This window comes from uncultured Tateyamaria sp., from assembly GCF_947487805.1.
Lineage (GTDB): Bacteria > Pseudomonadota > Alphaproteobacteria > Rhodobacterales > Rhodobacteraceae > Tateyamaria.
Map to the genome: position 1 here is coordinate 737,575 of NZ_CANKXW010000001.1, position 19,007 is coordinate 756,581.

Below are 19,007 nucleotides of genomic sequence, written 5' to 3' on the forward strand. Positions count from 1 at the left end.
CCCATGAGTGATGCGAAAATCCGCCTTTATGTAGAGCACCCTTTGGGCCCAGGGCAATCCGTCGTGCTGTCGCGGGAACAGGCCCATTACCTTTTCGGGGTCATGCGGCTGAGCGTCGGGGCGCAGGTGCTGCTTTTTGACGGGGAGAATGGCGAATGGCTGGCCGAAGTTGCCGAGGCGGGCAAACGTGGTGGCGTGCTAACGTGCAGCGCCCAGACGCGGCCCGTGCAGATGCCACCTGATCTGTGGCTGCTTTTTGCTCCAATCAAAAAGGCGAGGACGGATTTCATCGTGGAAAAGGCCACGGAGATGGGGGCGCGGCGTATCGTTCCGGTCCAGACGGCATTCACCAATGCCGGCCGTGTGCAACAGGCCCGGTTACAGGCGCACGCGGTCGAGGCCGCGGAGCAATGCGGTGGCACCTATGTGCCGGAGGTGGCGGACATGCTCCGCCTTGACCGTGTGTTGGCTGATCTGGGCGACCGGCAGATCATGTTCTGTGACGAAGCTTTGGCAGATGAATCCAACGGTGGCACATTGCCGGAATTGCCCGGACCATGGGCCATCTTGATCGGGCCTGAGGGCGGCTTTTCCGATGCCGAACGCGCGCGTCTGCGCGCGATGGACACGGCGCATCCCGTGCAGCTTGGCCCGCGTATCCTGCGCGCTGATACGGCGGCGGTCGCGGCATTGACCCTGTGGCAGCAGCGTTTGGGAGACTGGACGTGACCGCTTTGCATCGGGCCCGGATGGCCGATGCGGCAACCATCGACGCGTTCCTGTCCGGGCATGGTCCCACCTCGATGTTCCTGCGGTCTAACTTGGCTCGATTTGGGACGGATGACACAGACAACCCGCATGGCACCGCTTTTTATTTGAGTGAGCAAGATGGCGCGCTGACAGGCGTGTTTGCCAGCACCAACAGCGGGTACCTGATGGCGCAAGCCCCGGCGGCGTCGCCCGAAGACTGGGCTGCGTTCGCGAATGTCCTGCACGGAAAGACGGTGCAAGGCATGACCGGCGTCCCCGATCAAGTTCAGGCCTGCCTGCGGGCCTGTGGTCTGGGCGATGGCCCATGGCGATTGCTAGCGGACGAGCCGCTCTATCATATCCATCTGGCCGACCTGCCGCAGATGCCCGCCAATGTCCGCGCTCCGACTGCGGCGGATGTTCCGATGCTGGAACGTTGGTTCACCGCATATGAGACGGATACAGGGTTCGCGCCCGCGTCTGACGACCCCACTGAGTCGGGGCGCGCGCGGGCCGCCGCCGCTGTGAACGCCGAGCATATCGTCCTGCTCGAAGAGGAAGGCGCGCCCGTGGCCATGGCCGCAGTGAACGCGCGCGCGGCGGACATCGTACAGATAGGCGGCGTTTTCACGCCTGATGATCTGCGCGGCCAGGGCTTTGCCCGGCGGGCTGTGGCCGGTCTGCTGCGCCGCTGCGCCGAACGCGACGGGGCCATGCAATCCGTACTCTTTGCCAACAATGACGCCGCCGCCCACGCCTATGAGGCGCTGGGTTACCGTCTGATCGGCCAATACCGCGTGGCTCTCCTCGCCACGCCCACATGGATCGGAGACACCGGATGAGCTTTGTCAGACCCGAAGCCAGCGCCGCCATGTGGCGCTGGCGCGAAGTGTTGGTGGGCGTGGCGCTTGCCGTTCTGGCCTTGTGGTGGCTTGCGGGGCCGCGCGGCCTTTTGGGCTGGATCGCGCCGGTGCTGCTGGTCGGGGCCGGCGCGTTGATCATGGTCGGCCTGCAACGCGGCCGGTTCCGCGGCGCGGGCGGGGGCCTTGGCACGGTGCAGGTGGACGAAGGGCAGGTGACCTATTTTGGCCCGCTCACGGGCGGCACCATCGCGATGCGAGAACTGGCGCGGCTGACCCTTGATGGCGGACAGCGCCCCGCGCACTGGCACTTGCAACAGCCCGATCACCCGCCGCTGATGATCCCTGTGGATGCTGACGGGGCCGATGCGCTCTTTGACGCATTTGCCGCACTGCCGGGGCTGAAGACAGAACATATGCTGGCCCAAATGCGCGCGGCCCCCCAAACGCCGGTTGTGATCTGGGAACGCGGCGCGCCGACCCTGGCGGACATGCAACCACAGGGCCGTGCCTGATCTCTGCATCCGCGCGCACAATCCCGTGACCCTGCGCACCGAGGCCCTGCATTGACACCCCGGGGAATTCGCCCCATCCCTTTGCCTCACGAACAACCGCGGAGCGCCCCTCATGTCCATTCCTCAGTCCGGCGGTGGGCCGATCGAACATCACGACCAGTTGGCCCAGTATCTGGCTGACGGCTGCAAGCCCAAGGCGGATTGGCGCATTGGCACAGAACACGAGAAATTCGGCTACTGTCGGGACTCGCTCAAGCCCCTGCCATTCGAGGGGACGCGCTCCATCGAAGCGGTGCTGGGCGCCCTTCGCGACCGCCACGGCTGGCTCGAACTGCGCGAAGGCGGCAAGCTGACGGGCCTTGAAAAGGGCGGCGCGAATATCTCGCTCGAACCTGGCGGCGCGCTTGAGCTGTCAGGGGCACCACTGGAGACGATCCACGAAACCTGCGACGAGGTGAACAGCCACCTGCGCGAGGTCATGGACATCGCCAACGAGATAGGCGTGGGCTTTATCGGCCTGGGCGCGGCCCCGCATTGGAGCCATGAGGAAATGCCCCTGATGCCCAAAGGGCGCTACAAGTTGATGGACGCCTATATGGGCAAGGTCGGCACGATGGGCCGCACCATGATGCGCCGGACCTGCACGGTTCAGGTGAACCTCGATTTCAGTACTGAGGCGGACATGGTGCAAAAGATGCGCGTGGCCGTGGCGTTGCAGCCTGTTGCCGTAGCCCTCTTTGCCAATTCCCCGTTCTTCGAGGGCGGTCTGAACGGCCACAAAAGCTGGCGCAGCCGCGTGTGGCGCGATCTGGATCCGGCCCGCACGGGTATGATCCCGTTCATCTTCGAGGACGGATTCGGGTTCGAGGCATGGGTGCAATATGCGCTCGATGTGCCAATGTACTTTGTCTATCGCGACGGAAAATACATCGACGCGCTGGGCATGTCGTTCCGCGATTTCCTCAAGGGCAAGCTGCCTGCGCTGCCTGGTGAAACACCGACGCTCAGCGACTGGGCCGACCATCTGACCACGGCCTTCCCCGAGGCGCGGGTCAAGAAATTCATCGAAATGCGCGGTGCCGATGGCGGCCCTTGGCGGCGTCTGTGTGCTCTGCCTGCATTCTGGGTGGGCCTGACCTATGATCAAACGGCGCTGGATGCGGCGTGGGATCTGGTCAAAGGGCTGGATGCCGAAACGCGCGAAGGCCTGCGCGTGGCGGCCTCGGTCGACGGGTTGCAAGCCGAAGTGAACGGTGTGCGCATGCACGATCTGGCGCGCGAAGCAGTGGCGATTTCCCATGCAGGTCTCAAGGCGCGGGCGCGGCCCGGTGCCGGGGGGTTGATCCCCGATGAAACCCATTTCCTGAATGCGCTTCAGGAGAGTGTCGAGAGCGGCAAAGTGCCGGCGGACGAACTGATTGAACGCTATCACGGCGATTGGGATGGGGATGTGACGCGGGTGTTTGCGGACTATTCCTATTGACAAAAGGTGCGCGATGAACGCGCACCTTACATTCGTGAAGCAAGGCCCGTAGGGTGCGCATTCACTGCGCACCGCTGGCTTGCGGTTCCTGCTTTGCGCGATGCGGCTCAAGCGGTGGAGCCAGCACCGCTCGCAAGGTGCCGACGGCGTGGGTGAACCCAAGACCGAGGCAAAGCGCGGCAAACCCAAGTGCCAGCATCAGCGCGGCATAAGGTGTATCTGGCAGGGCAAATAGGCCCGCGCCGATCAGGATGACACCACCGGCACCAATCGCGGCAAAGCCGGTCGCAATGGTGATGCCCGCGGCATGGGCCCGCGCGCCGTTCCCGTCGCAATGTTCCGCGAGTGCTGCGATGCGCAGGATCATGACGGCCAGCGCCGCGACAGCGCCCAAGGCGAGGTTGAAGTAGATAAGGCTGATGGTCAGCATGGTGTGCTCCTTTCAGTTTGCAAAAAGTGGGGGAAGGGGCCGGCGCGACAGATCGCTGCGCCAGCGGTTGTAGAGCATGCCAAAGGTCTTGCCCCAGATCAGGGCAAATCCGGCAACGAATACGCTCGCAATTGCCAAAACGGGCAAGCCATCCAATTCGCCGGCAGCAAAAAGGAACGAAGCCACCAAGGCGCAGCCGATGATCGCGGTCATCAAGGCCAGTTGGCCGGTCCCGTTTGCTGTGCCCGGATGCCGATGCAGGTGGATCAGCAGCAGTGGCGTGCCGAGAATCACGTAGACGGGTCCGCCAAGGATCAATGCAAATACAGGCAGGCCCAGTACCCAGAAGCCCAAAAGGGCCACAAGGACAGGCGCTCCGAACAGGGCCGCCACAAAAGCCACCGGATCGATGGCGTAGCGCGGGCCTTTTCCAATTCTTTCAGATATTTTCAATATTTCTGTCATAGGAGAAACTCCGGGGCAAATTTTTAATCGGGCGATTTGGCCTTGGGTAGGAACCGGGCGATCCGGGCCCCCATCTTCACCAGTGCCATCTGTACGGACCGGGGCAGGCGGTTCACCTCTGCGTACCAGTCATCGAACATCTGCATCGTTTCCAACGTGTCCGCGATACGTGCTCTGACCGCCTCAGGCGTGGCATCCATCGCGGCTTCCTTCTGCACGGTCTGCAAGGCCTTCAGCGTGGGCGCATACTCGCGGGCGCGACGGCTTTCGACCACCGTGTGCACCAGATCGAACATATCCCGGATCGAATGAAAATGATCCCGCCGGTCCCCCAGTTTGCGTGAACTGTGCACCAACCCGAGGCTTTGCAATTCCTTGAGGCCGGTCGACACGTTCGACCGCGCAAGGTTCAGCAGGTCACAGATCTCATCCGCGCTCAGCGGTTCCGGCGAGATGTGCAAAAGGGCATGTATCTGCGCGACCGAGCGGTTGGTGCCCCATTTCTGGCCCATCTCCCCCCAGTGGAGGATAAAGTCTTGCATGGCGGGCGTCAGGTGCATCATTTCGACTCTGCTTGAAATTTCTGTAATTCCAGAAATAACAGGCGTATCGGCAAAGTCAAGCATTGATCGTGCTGGTCACCCCATCGCGCCAAGGATCAGCCGCAAGATCCTTTGATGAATGTCGCGCCGGTTCACCCCATCCGCTTCGAGGAAAATTTCGTCGCGCTGGAGCAGATCCGGATCCGCAGGCAAGTCGAGAAACGAATAATGGCCTGCATCCGTGCCGATGTCACAATGCACAAAACCTGGATTGCAGGTCGTCAGCCAATCAGCGCCATGGGTCGTCGGAGCCTCGGTGTCGTTCTGGCAGGTGACGAGCAGAACGGGCAAAGAGACATTGCGCAAGGATGCTGCCGTGAACCCTTGGACAGGCGGGGGCGGAGCCAAGGCAATGACCCGCCCGATTCGCGGGTCGCTAAAATCGGCGCCATGCTGATCCCATGAGGTCCGGAATACGGGATTGGCGTCGAGCAATCCGGGTATTGCCTGCACAAGGTCAGGAAACTCCCGCGGACCTGACATGCCCGGGGCCTCGGAACTGCGCCAGCGTTCAAAGTGTTTCAGGGACGTTCTGGCTCCGGCGAGGCAAAGCGCCGTATGCGACCCAAGAGAAAACCCGATGGCCGTCACGTTCTGCAGATCCAGGTGGCCCGCAAATGGCCCGGTCTCTGACAGGTGTGACAACAGGACCGAAAGATCGGTGGCCCGCTCCCACCAGCACAAGAACCCCTCGGCGCGCACGTCGCTGCCCGTGTTGCCGTGGTGGTTGACCCCGATGACCACGTGCCCGCGAGAAACGAGCGCCCGTGCGATCCAACCTAGGCTGTCCGCCGATCCGCCGGTCCCGTGCGAGATCAGAACCACGGGCAGCGGGGTCGCCCCGTCAAGTTGGGCACCCGTCGCGACCGATCCGGGATCAAAGAACGCGTCGCTGGATGGTGCCATCGGAGTATCGGGACAGGGATACCACGCACGCCAAGACAGCGGGCGCGGCCCGGTACCGTCCCAGTTCTGCCTGCCGTGATCCAGATCCAGACCGCTTCGATATCCGCACTGTGTCATCACGCGTCCTCTATGTGACACAAGTACGGTCGAAAATTTTGAGAAATTTCAAGCGCTTCGATATGCGTCTACGCCAGCCGCGCGGTCAGGATACGCAATGCGGCAGCCCCGAAAAACAGCGCGAATGCCGCCTCGAACAGACGTTTCGCCCGGGTATACGCCCGCATCATCGGGGCAGAGGAAAACACGAACGCATAGCCATGGAACACGGTAAAACTCAGGGCTCCGACCGACAGGATCACGGTCAACAGCGCGCTGATCGATGCGCCCGGCGGCACCCCGACAGAGTAGAGCGCGCCAAAGAACAGGATGGCCTTGGGGTTGGTCAGGTGCAGCCCCAGCCCCTTGGCATAGTGTCCCCGGATCGACCGCTGGCTGACGGGTGGCACCTTGAGTGCCGCGCCAAGCCATGCGGCGCGGGCGGACTTGATGGCGAGCCAGCCCAGATAGGCGGCCCCGGCATAGCGCACGATTTCAAAGAGCCACGCATTGGCCAACATGATTGCGCCTAACCCGAACGCCGCCGACACCGACCACATGAAAGAGCCCGTGGTCACCCCCGACGCCACGGCAAGTCCTGCGCGACGTCCCGATGCCATCGAAGTGCCCGCGATGGTCAACGTGGCCGGGCCGGGGCTGGCCCCGGCCAGTAACGCCGCCGCGAGGATGAGAGGGAGGTTGATGTCTGTCATGCCGCCACATTAGGCGGTGACGTCCAGCGCGTCCACAAAGGCGCGCACTTTGGTCTCGGGCATTTCGCAGGGCCTGAGGGCACCGCCGGTTTTCAGTTCGTACCAGTTCAGGCTGATGTAATCCGTGCCGCCCAGCTCTTCGGCCACCAGTTTGACGGATTTGCCGCCGGAAAAGCTGGATTTGGTGACGACATAGCGGCGCCCATGGGCCGTGCCGGTGAACGTGCCTTCGGGCAGGGCCGCCAGTCGTGTGGCGAAACTCACGCGGATTTCTTGCCGATCTTGGGTTCCGTGCCCGCGCGGATACGGGCGATGTTCGCGCGATGCCGCCAAAAGATCAGCAAGGTCAGTATGACCCCAAGAAACAGCGCGTCAGGCTTGCCCAGAAACACCAACAGGAACGTGGATGAAGCGGCGGCCACCAGTGCGCCCATGGACGAGATTCGGGTCAGTGCCGCACCCACTAGCCACGCCACGCAGGCCCCAACACCCACGGGCCAGTGCAAGGCGAGCAGCAGGCCCAGGAATGTCGCCACCCCCTTTCCGCCCTTGAACGCCAGCCACGCGGGGTAACAATGCCCCAGCATCGCCGCCAATCCCGCCAATTGGGCCGCATCCTCCGCGCCAGTGACCGCGCGCGCCAGCAGCAGCGCCGCGGCCCCCTTGGCCGCATCCAACAACAGCGTCAGCGCGGCGGCCGTCTTGTTGCCGGTACGCAGGACATTGGTGGCCCCGATATTGCCTGATCCGATGTCACGCAGGTTGCCAAGGTTCATCATGCGCGCCAGGACCATGCCAAAAGGGATGGAGCCGAGGCCGTATCCGATCACCGCCCACAGGGCGAGCGTTGCAAAACTGCTTTCAAGAATGGGCATCTAGGATCTTTTGTAAATAGAATGGCCAGCGACAAATGTCTGAAGAACCTTACCCTGCATGCGCGCGCCGTCAAAGGGCGTGTTGCGCGATTTCGAATGCAACGTACCGCGATCCATCACAAACGGGGCGTGTGCATCAAAAAGAACCAGATCCGCCGGTGCGCCAACGGCCATGCGACCGGCATCAAGGCCCAGGCGGCGCGCGGGGTTCAGCGACATGGCCCGCCACAGCGTAGGCAGGTCTACCTGATCGGCATGAAAGAGGCGCATGGCCGCCGGCAACAGTGTCTCAAGTGCGACCGCACCGGAGGCCGCCGCCTCAAAGGGCAGGCGTTTGCTCTCCTCGTCCTGCGGCGTGTGCATGGAGCTGATGATGTCGATCAGGCCCGACCGCACGGCCTCGGCGATGGCCAGCCGGTCCTCTTCGTCACGCAAGGGCGGCTTGATCTTGAAGAACGTTCGGTAATCCGCCACGTCCAGCGCATTCAGCGTCAGGTGGTGGATTGATGTGCCCGCAGTGATGTCGAACCCGTTGGCCTTGGCGCGTTCCAACGGGGGCAGGGCGCGCTGCGCGGTGATCTGGTCGGCGTGATAGCGCGCGCCGGTCATCTCGACCATGGCGATGTCGCGATCAAGGCCCATGCGTTCGGCCATGGGTGACACCGCGGGCAGGCCGCGCAGTGATGCGAACTTACCCGATGTGGCCGCCGCACCCGCGCTCAGCACGGGTTCCTGCGGATGGCCCAGCACGAGCGCACCCAGGGACCGCGCATAGGTGAGCGCGCGGGCAAACACCTTGCTGTCGGTGATCACATGGTCGCAATCGGTGAAGGCCACGGCCCCTGCATCCAGAAGGAACCCGATCTCGGTCATCTCGCGCCCCTGCCGCCCCTTGGTCAGCGCGGCCATGGGCAACACGTTGACAGGTGCGGCCTCGCGGGCGCGGCGGATCACGAATTCAAGCGTCTCGGGATTGTCGATGGCCGGATCGGTATCGGGCCGCGTCACCATCGTCGTGACACCGCCCGCCGCAGCCGCCAGCCCGGCAGAGCCAAAGCTTTCCTTGTGGCGCTCGCCCGGCTCGCAAACCTTGACGCCAATGTCGATCAGGCCGGGCCCAAGGTGCTTGCGGTTGCAATCCACCGTTTCGCGCGCGTCCGGCAGTTCGGCACCATCGGTGATGACCGCGCTGATGCGCCCGCCCGTGACGGCGACGGCGCCGGTGGTGACGGTGCCCGCCTCCGGATCGATCAGCTTGGCATTTGTGAACAGGGTGTCAGTCATCCGGCGATCCATATGAAGAGCCACGTGAACAGGGCAAGTCCAATCAGAACCACCATGGCGATGCGCCCGGACATGGCCGCGTCCGAGGGGCGCTTTTTCACCGTCTCGGGTGGCGCGCTATAGGGTTTGGCGGCCTCGGCACTCAGCGTTTCGGTGGATTGCCAGTTGGTGCCCGGTGTGCCGTAGGTGCCGATCAGCGTCAAGGCAGGGCTGGGCGTCAGTGTCACCTCGGCCCCGTCAAAAGCGCGGGAGTAGAGCACCAGCACCCAGCCACCCAGTTTGTCCAGCTTGATCCGGTCCGGCGCAATCTGCGCCTCCGGCACCGCGTGCCCATCCATCAGATACCCGGGCAGTCCAACCCCTTCGAGGTCGGAAAGTGGGAAGATTTCGACATGCGAGGCGTCCACGGGTACACCCAGAACGCCGATCAATGCGGCGGGATCGTCCTTGATCGCCTTGGCCTCCGGGTCGGTCATGGACAGCGCAAAGACCCGAATGACACCATGTTCATTGGCGGGGATATGCAGAGTTGGTGTCATGCATGTGCCTCCGGCAGGGCATGGGCGCGGGCGGCGAGGATGCGGGCGCGCAAGGATTGGGGATCGGGGGGAATGGGCAGGACCGTGGCGGTGCCTGCATTGAACCGGATCACCAGTGACCAGATCGGCCAGCGGCTTACACCCCGGATGTCCGTCAAGGGCAGGCGCGACGGCAGATCGTCGCCCGGAACAATATGGATGGCCCGGTCCGTCAGGTGCCAGTTGGTATTGCGGTTGCGCGGCCAGACGTCCAGCTCTCCGAACACCCACATATAGAACAGACCAAAGAGTGCCGCCACGGGCAGGGCCAGCAGCGACGTTGTGTGCAACTGCGCCAGGCTGGCCACCTGACCGACCACGATCCAAAAGAGCAGGATGGCACCGGTGCGGATCAGGAATGTGCGCGCCGAGATCGTCCAGCTGTAAAGCACGGTCTCGCCCGGCATCAGATCGGCATCCGCCTCGCTCATGCAGCCCCCCGCAAGGCACGTTGGTTGCGCGCCAACAGATCCATCGACGCCATACGCACCGCGACGCCCATTTCCACCTGATCCTGAATGACGCTGCGGTTGATGTCATCGGCCAGGGTGCCGTCAATCTCGACCCCGCGGTTCATCGGGCCGGGATGCATGACAATCGCATCGGGCTTGGCGTGGGCCAGCTTTTCCGCATCAAGGCCATAACGGTGGTAATATTCACGTTCGGACGGGATAAACCCGCCATCCATCCGCTCGCGTTGCAGGCGCAGCATCATGACCACGTCCACATCCTGCAAGCCCTGTTCCATGTCGTCATAGACCTCGCAGCCGAATTCCGCGATGCCCGCGGGCATCAGCGTCGGCGGGCCGATCAGGCGGATGCGGTTTTCCATCTTGCCCAGCAGAATGATGTTGGACCGGGCCACGCGGCTGTGCGCGATATCGCCGCAAATGGCGACGTTCAGGCGATGTAGCCGCCCCTTGGCGCGCCGGATCGTTAGCGCATCCAGCAGCGCCTGCGTCGGGTGCTCGTGCCGCCCGTCGCCTGCATTCAGCACGGCGCAGTTCACCTTTTGCGCCAGCAGGTCCACTGCCCCCGAATGCGGGTGGCGCACGACCAGCAGGTCGGGATGCATCGCGTTCAGTGTCATGGCGGTGTCGATCAGCGTCTCGCCCTTGGTGATGGACGAGGCCTGCATCGCCATGTTCATCACGTCTGCACCCAGCCGTTTTCCCGCCAGCTCGAAACTCGCCTGCGTGCGGGTCGAGTTTTCGAAGAACATGTTGATCTGGGTCAGCCCGGCCAGCGCCTCGCCATGCTTTTCCGCGGCCCGGTTGAGGGTCACGTATTCCTCTGCCAGATCGAGGATGGTCACGATTTCTTCGGCGCGCAGGTGTTCGATGCCCAGAAGGTGGCGATGGGTAAAGGTCATGGCAGTCCCTTGGCGTGGCCTGCGCGCTTATATGCGCCGGTGGGCGTTGGCGGCAAGGCGTTGGAAATGCATATTTGGGGAACAATGAATGGGCATTCCGGTTCGGGACGACCCCGCGTAGGATTGCGCCATGGAATCGGCAGAGTATCATAGCGCCCTCGCGGCCCTTGCCTGGCAGATCGAGCTGGGCGTGGACACGTGCATCGCGGATGCGCCGATTGACCGCTATGCAGTGCCTGCGTCGCTGACGAAGCCTGTTGTGTCTGCCAAGGCTCAAGATGCGCCAGCGCCTGTCGCGTCAGCGCGCGATGCGGCGGATGATGCCGTGGCTGCCGCCCGCGCGGCCGCCGGGGCGGCGCAGGATCTGGATGGGTTGCGTGCGGCCTTGGCGGCATTTGAGCATTGCGAGTTGAAACGCGGGGCGCGCAATCTGGTCTTTGCCGACGGGGTGCCGGGCGCCCGCGTCATGATCGTGGGCGAGGCCCCGGGCCGTGACGAGGACATGGAAGGCAAACCATTTGTCGGGCGGGCGGGGCAGCTCTTGGACAGGATGCTGGCCGCGATTGGCCTGAGCCGTGCGGACAGCGTGTACATCACCAACGTGCTGCCCTGGCGCCCGCCGCAGAACCGCGATCCCAAGCCCGAAGAGGTTGCCATGATGCAGCCGTTCTTGCGGCGCCATATCGCGCTGGCGGCGCCGGACGTGTTGATGATCATGGGCAATCACGCCTGTCAGGCACTGTTGGGCAAGCGGGGGATCACGCGGCTGCGTGGTGACTGGACGCGGGCCCATGATGTGGATGCGTTGCCGTTGTTCCACCCCGCCTACCTGCTGCGCAACCCTGCGGCCAAGCGCGAGGCCTGGGCGGATCTGCTCAGCGTGCAGAAACGGTTGCGCGATGGTTGATTCGGTGATGCTTTTGGCTTTTGTCCCCGCGGGGCTGGCGTTGAACCTGACGCCGGGGGCGGACATGGCGTTCTGCCTTGGGCAGGGCATGCGGTCGGGTCCGCGCGCGGCCATGGCGGCCAGTGGCGGTATTGCGCTCGGGGCGTTCATACACACGTTTCTGGCAGGGCTCGGGCTGGGTGCGCTGGTTGCGACCGTGCCACTGGCCTTTGAGGTGATCCGCTGGGCTGGTGTGGCCTATCTGCTGTGGCTGGCGGTCCAAACCCTGCACGCGCGGCCGAACGTGGACAGGCCGCCCGTGCGCGCGGCCCATGCGTTCCGAACGGGGCTGATAGTCAACCTGTCGAACCCCAAGGTCATCCTCTTTGTTCTGGCCTTCGTGCCGCAATTCGTTGTGCCCGAGGCCGGGCCCGTACTGGCGCAATTCCTTGTGTTCGGCGCGATCCTCAGCCTTGGGGGCTTTGTCATCAACGGAGCCGTCGGCGTTTTTGCCGGCGGGATCGGGCAACGGATGGCCCGCGGCAGCCGGGTGCTCGACTGGATCACCGCAACCGTTTTCGCGGGCCTCGCTGTCCGCCTTGCCTTGCTGGAGCGCGCATGAGCCGGATCGACGACACGCTGGAGTTCATTCCCGTCCGCATCGCGGTGCTGACCGTCAGCGACAGCCGCGATCTGGCGCAGGACAGGTCGGGCGATGTGCTGGTGGGCCGCCTGACCGCGGCCGGGCACCTGCTTGCGGACAGGCGGCTGCTGCCCGACGAACGCGCGCAGATCGCGGATCAGCTGCGCACTTGGTGCGATGATCCGGCGATTGACGTGGTCATCTCCACCGGCGGCACCGGCCTGACGGGGCGCGATGTCACGGTCGAGGCGCATCGCGACGTTTACGAAAAGGAAATCGATGCTTTCGGGACGGTGTTTACCATCGTATCAATGCAAAAGATCGGCACCAGCGCCGTGCAAAGCCGTGCAACGGGTGGTGTCTGCAACGGCACCTACCTCTTTGCACTGCCCGGCAGTCCGGGGGCGTGCAAGGACGCGTGGGATGAAATCCTGGGCCGCCAGCTCGATTTCCGGCACCGTCCCTGCAACTTTGTCGAAATTTTACCCCGTTTGGACGAACATCAGCGACGGAAATAGCCGGTGCGCGCGTAACAGCTTTGTTGCTTGGTATTCGTGGCAGCCGTTCTAATTTATACTGTGCACTGTTGTTTGCGGGTAAAGGCGTGAAAATATGCGATTTTTGAGGCAAAGCCTGATCGGTCTGGTGCTGGCGGCGCTGACCCTGGGGCTGATGGCCTATGCCGCGCAACTGGTGGGCGGCGCTGTTCAAGAGCGCTTGGCCCGCGAGTCCAAAGCGCCGCCCGCGCGCGAGCGTGTCTTTGCCGTCGGAGTCGTGCGCGCCGAACCCGGCACCGAAACGCCCGTGCTCGAGGCCTTTGGCGAAATCGACAGTCGCCGCCGGCTTGAGCTGCGCGCGGCTGCATCGGGGCGGATCATCGAGCTTGCGCCGGGGTTCGAGGATGGCGGCGCGGTGACAGCGGGCCAAGTTCTGCTCAGGATCGATCCGGCGGACGCGCAAGCCGCGTTTGAGCGGGCCGAGGCCGATCTGCTGGATGCAGAAGCAGAGGTGCGAGACGCCGAACGGGCCGTGGCCCTTGCCCGGGACGAGGAAACGGCGGCGCAGGATCAGGCGAACCTGCAACAGCGCGCCTATGAGCGGCAGGTTGACCTCGCCCAGCGGGGCGTTGGCACCGCGGCAGCGGTGGAGGTTGCCGAACTGGCCGCGGCCTCTGCGCGGCAATCGGTTCTGTCCCGCCGTCAGGCTGTAACCAGTGCCGAGGCGCGCATTGACCAATCGATCACCCGGCTCGCCCGCGCCCGCATCGCCCTGAGCGAGGCACAGCGCACGCTGGATGACACCACGCTGACTGCGCCCTTCGACGGCACACTGAGTGAAACGGACGTGGTGGCCGGGCGTCTGGCCACGACCAACGAAAAGCTTGCCGTCCTGATTGACCCAACATCGCTGGAGGTCGCGTTTCGCGTCTCCACCGCGCAATATGCGCGCCTTCTGGATGCGGATGGCGCCTTGTTGCCCGCGTCGGTGACCGCCACGCTCGATGTGTCCGGGGTCGATCTGCGGGCCACCGGCGTCATCAGCCGGGCCAGTGCCGCCGCCGGCGAACAACAGACCGGACGCCTTGTCTTTGCCCGTCTCGAGACGGCGCGCGGGTTCATCCCCGGTGATTTCGTCACCGTGTCCGTGCAGGAGCCGCCGCTTGAAAACGTGGTGCGGCTGCCCGCCTCGGCCATCGACGCCAATGACACGGTTCTGGTGCTGGGTGAGGACAATCGGCTGGAGGCCATTCAGGTCCGCCTTTTGCGACGCCAGGGCGATGACATCCTCGTGCGCAGCCGCGATCTGGCGGGCCGTGACGTGGTCGAGGCCCGCTCGCCCCTGCTGGGCGCGGGCATTTCCGTCCGGCCCTTGCGTCCGCGCGCGCCGGGCGAAGCGCCGCCAGAGCCCGAAATGCTCGAGCTGTCCGAAGAACGCCGCGCCCGCCTCGTCGCCTTTGTCGAAGGCAACCAGCGCATGCCCGCCGAGGCGAAGGCCCGCGTCCTTGCTCGGCTCAGCGAGGACCGCGTGCCCGCCCAGATGGTGGCCCGGATCGAAAGCCGGATGGGGGGCTAGGCCATGGCGCGCGATATCCCAAAGGCGGCGGGCGGCATCCTGTCCTACTTCGTGCGCCACCGCACTGTCGCCAACCTGCTGCTCCTCGTGATGCTGGTGGCGGGTGCTGCGGCCATTCCCAACATGCGGGCGCAATTCTTTCCCGATGTGATCGTCGACAACGTGACTGTCACCGCACGCTGGGACGGAGCAGGGGCCGAAGACGTCGACGCGGCCATCGTACAGGTGCTGGAACCTGTGCTGCTGGTGGTCGAAGGGGTCGCATCCTCCTCGGCCAACTCGCGCGAAGGGGTGGGGACCATCACGCTCGAATTCGAACCCGGATGGGACATGGGCCGCGCGGCAGATGACGTGCAAACCGCCGTGGATACGGTCACCACGCTGCCCGATGACGCGGACGAGCCGACCGTACGCCGCGGCGCATGGCGCGACCGGGTAACCGACGTGGTGATCACCGGCCCGGTCGATCCGCAGCAGCTGGGCCTTTTCGCTGATGAACTTGTCGTGCGCCTCTTTGCCCAAGGGGTCACGCGCACCACGATCCGCGGCGTCGCGGCCCCTCAAACCATGGTTGAAGTGCCATCGCTGCAACTGATTGCCCATGACGTGACCATGGCCGAGATCGCTGCCGCGATTGCCTCGGAGGTCGATACCGATCCCGCAGGCGACGTGACAGGGGCCAATGCCCGCGTGCGCACCGGCACCCAGAAACGCAGCCCCGATGAAATCGGCGGGATTGTCCTGCGCTCCAACCCCGACGGCTCGAAACTGCGTATCCGCGATGTGGCGACGATCGCCCGGCTCGGATCCAATCGGGACCGCAGCTATTTCGTGGGCGAAAACCCCGCCGTATCGATCCGCGTGGACCGGTCGAACCGCGGCGACGCCATTGCGGTGCAGGCCCAGGTCGAAGAGGTCGCCGCTGCACTCAAATCCACCCTGCCGCCAGCGGTCACTGTCGAACTGATCCGCACCCGGGCCGAGGCGATCTCCGGGCGGCTCGACCTGTTGGTGGACAATGCGCGCATCGGTCTGGCCCTCGTGGTGGCACTGCTGTTCCTGTTTCTGAACTGGCGCACGGCCTTCTGGGTGGCGGCGGGCATTCCCGTGGCGCTCATGGCCGCGATTGCGCTGATGTATGTTGGTGGTCTGACCATCAACATGATCTCGCTCTTTGGTCTGATCATCACGCTGGGGATCGTCGTGGACGATGCCATTGTCGTCGGCGAACATGCCGACCACCGATACCGGATCTATGGCGAACCACCGCTGGTCGCTGCCGAAAACGCCGCTCGCCGCATGGCGATGCCGGTCTTCGCCGCCACGCTGACGACCGTGATCGCTTTTTTCGGCCTGATCGCCGTTGGTGGGCGGTTTGGCGACCTGATCGCCGACATCCCCTTTACCGTCATCGTGGTGCTGATCGCATCGCTGATCGAATGCTTCCTGATCCTGCCGCACCACATGGGACACGCACTTAGCGCATCCGAAGGGCGCAGGTTCCGCCGTTCCAAACTGCTGATCGCCGTGCTCAGCCTCGCGGCCCTGGCCGCGGTCCTCTCGGGCGCGATCAGCTATGTCCTCTGGCCCGAGGCGCTGACCGATTGGCGCGCGGCAGCACCCTACCTGATCGCGGGGCCTGCCGTGCTGGCGGCGCTGTTCCTGATCACGCCACGCGCCCGCAAGGGCACGTGGGTCGCGACCATGGGCAAAGAAGGGCTCGATACCCCGTCGCTGATCGTGAACGCAGGCTTTGAATGGGCGCGCGAACGGCTTTTCCGGCCGTTCATGGCCGGGGTGATTGCGGCACGCTACGCGGTGCTCGCCGGGGTGTGCGTGGTGCTGGCAAGCCAGGTGTCGCTGTTCATCACCGGCGACGTGCAATGGCGGTTCTTCAACGCGCCCGAACGCGGATCGGTGACTGGCAATTTCGCAATGGTCGAGGGCGCCACGCGCGATGACACCCTGGCCATGATGCGCGAGATGCAGCGCGCGACCGAGGCGCTGGGCAAGGAATACGAGGCCGAACACGGCCGCAATCCCATCGACTATGTGATTGCCGAAATTGGCGGGAACGCGGGCCGGGGGCTGGCGGGCACGGACAGCAAGGACAATGATCTGCTGGGCGGTATCTCCATCGAACTGATCGACGCCGATCTGCGCCCCTATTCGTCCTTTGCCTTTGTGGCAGCACTTCAGGACGCCGTCGTGCACCACCCGCTGGTCGAAACGGTCAGCTTCCGCGGCTGGCGGTCGGGACCGGGGGGCGATGCGCTGGATGTCGAGTTCTACGGCAACGACACCGACACGCTCAAGGCCGCGTCCGAAGACCTCAAGCGCGCGCTGCTGCAATATCCCGAGGTGAGCGCGGTGGAGGACAATCTGGCCTACGACAAGGAAGAGTTGATCCTCGATCTGACCCCGCAGGGACAGGCGCTGGGCTTCACCATCGATACGCTGGGCCGTGCCCTGCGCGACCGCCTCAACGGGATCGAGGCGGCGACCTATCCCGACGGGCCGCGCAGCGCCGAGATCCGGGTGGAACTGCCCAAGGGCGAGTTGACTGCGGATTTCCTCGACCGGACACAGATGCGCACGCCGCAGGGCGACTATGTCCCGCTGGCCGATATCGTCAGCGTCGACCGGCGCACCGGGTTTTCCACCGTCCGGCGCGAAAACGGGATCCGCCTGATCTCGGTCACCGGTGACATTTCCGAAGACGATGCCGTCCGCGCAACCGAGATCAACGAGGCCCTGGCCCAAGACATCCTGCCCACCATCGCCGCCGAGCGTCAGGTCGAATATCGCCAGGCGGGCCTCAGCGAACAGGAAAACGCATTTCTCAGCGACGCGTTGACCGGGCTGATCCTGTGTCTCACGGGGATTTACCTTGTCCTTTCGTGGGTGTTTTCCAGCTGGACCCGGCCAATGGTCGTGATGGCGATCATCCCCTTTGGCCTTGTGGGTACGATCTATGGCCACGCGCTGTGGGATGTTCCGCTCAGCATGTTCACGGTCGTGGGGCTCTTGGGGATGACGGGGATCATCATCAACGATTCCATCGTGCTGGTGACCACAATCGATGGCTATGCCAAGGATCGCGGGCTGTTCCCGTCGATCATCGACGGGGCGGCGGACCGGTTGCGGCCCGTGATCCTGACCACCCTGACAACCGTGCTGGGCATGGCGCCGCTCCTCTATGAAACCTCGCAGCAGGCCCAGTTCCTCAAGCCCACGATCATCACGCTGGTCTACGGGCTGGGCTTTGGCATGATCCTCGTGTTGCTGGTGGTGCCTGCTCTGGTCGCGGTCCAGCACGATGTGGGCCGACAGGTGCGTGCGATGCGTCGCGGCGTGATGTCGCCAGCGGCCACGGTGCGCTGGGGCTTTGCCCTGCTGTGGGTTGTCGTGCTGGCATGGTTTGCCGCGACGTTGGGACACGCGATGCTGCGTGGTGCGATACTGCCGCAGATCGTGGATCGGGTGCCGCAGGTCGCGGACTTGGCTGCAATGCCTGCCGCACTTGCCCTGTTCTCGGGCGGCGTGCTGGCGGTGGGTCTGATGGCTTACGTGCTGGCCGCGGTGCTATTCCAGATCACGCGCTGGCGCGCGGCGACCTAGCCCGCGCTGCACCCTTGAACATCGACGGCATAGTCGCCGCCCAGAATGGTGATCCGCACATTTGACCGGTCCACGCCAAAGGCGCTCCCGCTCTGGTGCACCATCTCGCTCACGGCGGTGAGTGTATCGCCGCTGCGCTGGGTGACCGCTTCGCTGACCCAGACGCCGGGCACGCCGGGTTCGATCACCGCCACCTCGCGCCCGCCCGTAGAGGGCAGCGTCACCCGCGCCTCGATCCGCATCCCGTTCTCTGTGGGCCGCAGCGCGCAGGTGGCTGCGCGCACACCTGCCTCATCGGCGGAATAGGGTGTGTCGGCCAGCGCCGCGACGATCGCCGGTGTCGGGCTGCTGTCGGGGGCATCCAGCACCGTGTCGATCTGGATTTCATGCGGCAGGCACACATCCGCACAGACCCCCAGCGACATCGTCGCGCGCAGGCGCACCGGCTTGCCGGGTTTGGCCGGGGTTACATGCATCGGGATCACCAACTCTCCGGTATATCCAATCGACCGCAGACCATATTGCACATAGACGTCCGGCGTGGGCCAGCTGAGCGCGACATTGCCCAGATTGCGTGCCCTGCGCCAGTCAAAGCTTGGGGGAATGCCCGCATCGCCCGGCGCGCGCCAATAGGTTTTCCACCCCGGCGCAAGCGTCAGGTGCAAGGCCGCCACCCGGCGTCCGTCAGGCAGGTCCCACCCTTGCAGAACCTGCGCCTGCACAACGTCGTCAAAGCCAGATTGGGCACTGGCCGATGCCGCAGCGGCACAGATTGCACCGGCAGCCAAAAGGGAAAATCGCACTGTCATGCGCCCTAGATGGCGAAAAGGTGGGTAAATTCCAAGTCACGTTCCG

At 64.3% G+C, this 19,007-nt stretch carries 21 protein-coding genes; 9 read left to right on the top strand and 12 right to left on the bottom strand.

The window, feature by feature from the left end; genetic code table 11:
* The first annotated feature begins 3 nt into the window (after positions 1-3).
* The 4 genes from Q0949_RS03755 to Q0949_RS03770 all read left to right on the top strand — a co-directional run bounded on the left by Q0949_RS03755 (position 4) and on the right by Q0949_RS03770 (position 3,608).
* Positions 4-729, top strand: coding sequence for a 16S rRNA (uracil(1498)-N(3))-methyltransferase (locus Q0949_RS03755; protein WP_299368772.1), 726 nt, complete (start codon positions 4-6; stop codon positions 727-729).
* Positions 726-1,592 (top strand): GNAT family N-acetyltransferase, encoded by an 867-nt coding sequence (locus Q0949_RS03760; RefSeq protein WP_299368775.1) that lies wholly within the window; start codon positions 726-728, stop codon positions 1,590-1,592. Before Q0949_RS03755 ends, Q0949_RS03760 begins: the two co-directional genes overlap by 4 nt.
* Entirely contained in the window at positions 1,589-2,125 is a 537-nt protein-coding gene (locus Q0949_RS03765) for a hypothetical protein (protein ID WP_299368779.1), read from the top strand. Before Q0949_RS03760 ends, Q0949_RS03765 begins: the two co-directional genes overlap by 4 nt.
* A 112-nt stretch (positions 2,126-2,237) precedes the next feature.
* Positions 2,238-3,608 carry a glutamate--cysteine ligase gene (locus tag Q0949_RS03770; protein ID WP_299368781.1) on the top strand — a complete coding sequence of 457 codons (1,371 nt, stop codon included), beginning with the start codon at positions 2,238-2,240 and terminating at the stop codon, positions 3,606-3,608.
* 61 nt (positions 3,609-3,669) lie between these two features.
* Here Q0949_RS03770 and Q0949_RS03775 read toward each other — a convergent pair whose 3' ends face one another.
* The 11 genes from Q0949_RS03775 to Q0949_RS03825 all read right to left on the bottom strand — a co-directional run bounded on the left by Q0949_RS03775 (position 3,670) and on the right by Q0949_RS03825 (position 10,929).
* The gene (locus tag Q0949_RS03775; protein WP_299368783.1) at positions 3,670-4,038 is read right to left on the bottom strand and encodes a hypothetical protein; all 369 of its coding nucleotides are present in this window, start codon (positions 4,036-4,038) and stop codon (positions 3,670-3,672) included.
* A gap of 12 nt (positions 4,039-4,050) precedes the next feature.
* Complete coding sequence (locus tag Q0949_RS03780; protein ID WP_299368785.1) at positions 4,051-4,503, bottom strand: hypothetical protein; 453 nt, start codon at positions 4,501-4,503, stop codon at positions 4,051-4,053.
* A gap of 23 nt (positions 4,504-4,526) precedes the next feature.
* Positions 4,527-5,066 carry a MarR family transcriptional regulator gene (locus Q0949_RS03785; protein ID WP_299368787.1) on the bottom strand — a complete coding sequence of 180 codons (540 nt, stop codon included), beginning with the start codon at positions 5,064-5,066 and terminating at the stop codon, positions 4,527-4,529.
* Positions 5,067-5,141: 75 nt separating this feature from the next.
* Positions 5,142-6,128 carry a hypothetical protein gene (locus Q0949_RS03790; RefSeq protein ID WP_299368789.1) on the bottom strand — a complete coding sequence of 329 codons (987 nt, stop codon included), beginning with the start codon at positions 6,126-6,128 and terminating at the stop codon, positions 5,142-5,144.
* A gap of 68 nt (positions 6,129-6,196) precedes the next feature.
* A complete protein-coding gene (locus Q0949_RS03795) occupies positions 6,197-6,820 on the bottom strand; it encodes a LysE family transporter (RefSeq protein WP_299368791.1) in 624 nt (207 codons plus the stop codon).
* 9 nt (positions 6,821-6,829) lie between these two features.
* Positions 6,830-7,084, bottom strand: a complete 255-nt coding sequence (locus Q0949_RS03800; RefSeq protein ID WP_299368793.1) for a hypothetical protein — start codon at positions 7,082-7,084, stop codon at positions 6,830-6,832.
* Positions 7,081-7,695 carry a glycerol-3-phosphate 1-O-acyltransferase PlsY gene (gene plsY, locus Q0949_RS03805; protein WP_299368795.1) on the bottom strand — a complete coding sequence of 205 codons (615 nt, stop codon included), beginning with the start codon at positions 7,693-7,695 and terminating at the stop codon, positions 7,081-7,083. The genes Q0949_RS03800 and plsY overlap by 4 nt, the downstream gene beginning before the upstream one ends.
* Positions 7,696-8,979, bottom strand: coding sequence for a dihydroorotase (pyrC, locus tag Q0949_RS03810; protein WP_299368797.1), 1,284 nt, complete (start codon positions 8,977-8,979; stop codon positions 7,696-7,698).
* Entirely contained in the window at positions 8,976-9,518 is a 543-nt protein-coding gene (locus tag Q0949_RS03815; RefSeq protein ID WP_299368799.1) for a hypothetical protein, read from the bottom strand. Before Q0949_RS03815 ends, pyrC begins: the two co-directional genes overlap by 4 nt.
* On the bottom strand, positions 9,515-9,988 hold the full coding sequence (locus Q0949_RS03820; RefSeq protein ID WP_299368801.1) for a hypothetical protein: 474 nt from the start codon (positions 9,986-9,988) through the stop codon (positions 9,515-9,517). Before Q0949_RS03820 ends, Q0949_RS03815 begins: the two co-directional genes overlap by 4 nt.
* Positions 9,985-10,929, bottom strand: coding sequence for an aspartate carbamoyltransferase catalytic subunit (locus tag Q0949_RS03825; RefSeq protein ID WP_299368803.1), 945 nt, complete (start codon positions 10,927-10,929; stop codon positions 9,985-9,987). Before Q0949_RS03825 ends, Q0949_RS03820 begins: the two co-directional genes overlap by 4 nt.
* A 130-nt stretch (positions 10,930-11,059) precedes the next feature.
* On the opposite strand from Q0949_RS03825, the gene Q0949_RS03830 reads away from it, so the two are divergent.
* The 5 genes from Q0949_RS03830 to Q0949_RS03850 all read left to right on the top strand — a co-directional run bounded on the left by Q0949_RS03830 (position 11,060) and on the right by Q0949_RS03850 (position 18,152).
* A complete protein-coding gene (locus tag Q0949_RS03830; RefSeq protein WP_299368805.1) occupies positions 11,060-11,836 on the top strand; it encodes a uracil-DNA glycosylase in 777 nt (258 codons plus the stop codon).
* Complete coding sequence (locus Q0949_RS03835; RefSeq protein ID WP_299368808.1) at positions 11,829-12,437, top strand: LysE family translocator; 609 nt, start codon at positions 11,829-11,831, stop codon at positions 12,435-12,437. The genes Q0949_RS03830 and Q0949_RS03835 overlap by 8 nt, the downstream gene beginning before the upstream one ends.
* Complete coding sequence (gene moaB, locus Q0949_RS03840; protein WP_299368810.1) at positions 12,434-12,976, top strand: molybdenum cofactor biosynthesis protein B; 543 nt, start codon at positions 12,434-12,436, stop codon at positions 12,974-12,976. Before Q0949_RS03835 ends, moaB begins: the two co-directional genes overlap by 4 nt.
* A 94-nt stretch (positions 12,977-13,070) precedes the next feature.
* The gene (locus Q0949_RS03845) at positions 13,071-14,531 is read left to right on the top strand and encodes an HlyD family efflux transporter periplasmic adaptor subunit (protein ID WP_299368812.1); all 1,461 of its coding nucleotides are present in this window, start codon (positions 13,071-13,073) and stop codon (positions 14,529-14,531) included.
* 3 nt (positions 14,532-14,534) lie between these two features.
* Positions 14,535-18,152 (top strand): efflux RND transporter permease subunit, encoded by a 3,618-nt coding sequence (locus tag Q0949_RS03850; protein ID WP_299368814.1) that lies wholly within the window; start codon positions 14,535-14,537, stop codon positions 18,150-18,152.
* Here Q0949_RS03850 and Q0949_RS03855 read toward each other — a convergent pair.
* Positions 18,149-18,961, bottom strand: coding sequence for a protein-disulfide reductase DsbD domain-containing protein (locus Q0949_RS03855; protein WP_299368816.1), 813 nt, complete (start codon positions 18,959-18,961; stop codon positions 18,149-18,151). The genes Q0949_RS03850 and Q0949_RS03855 overlap by 4 nt on opposite strands.
* Between the last annotated feature and the right edge of the window lie 46 nt (positions 18,962-19,007).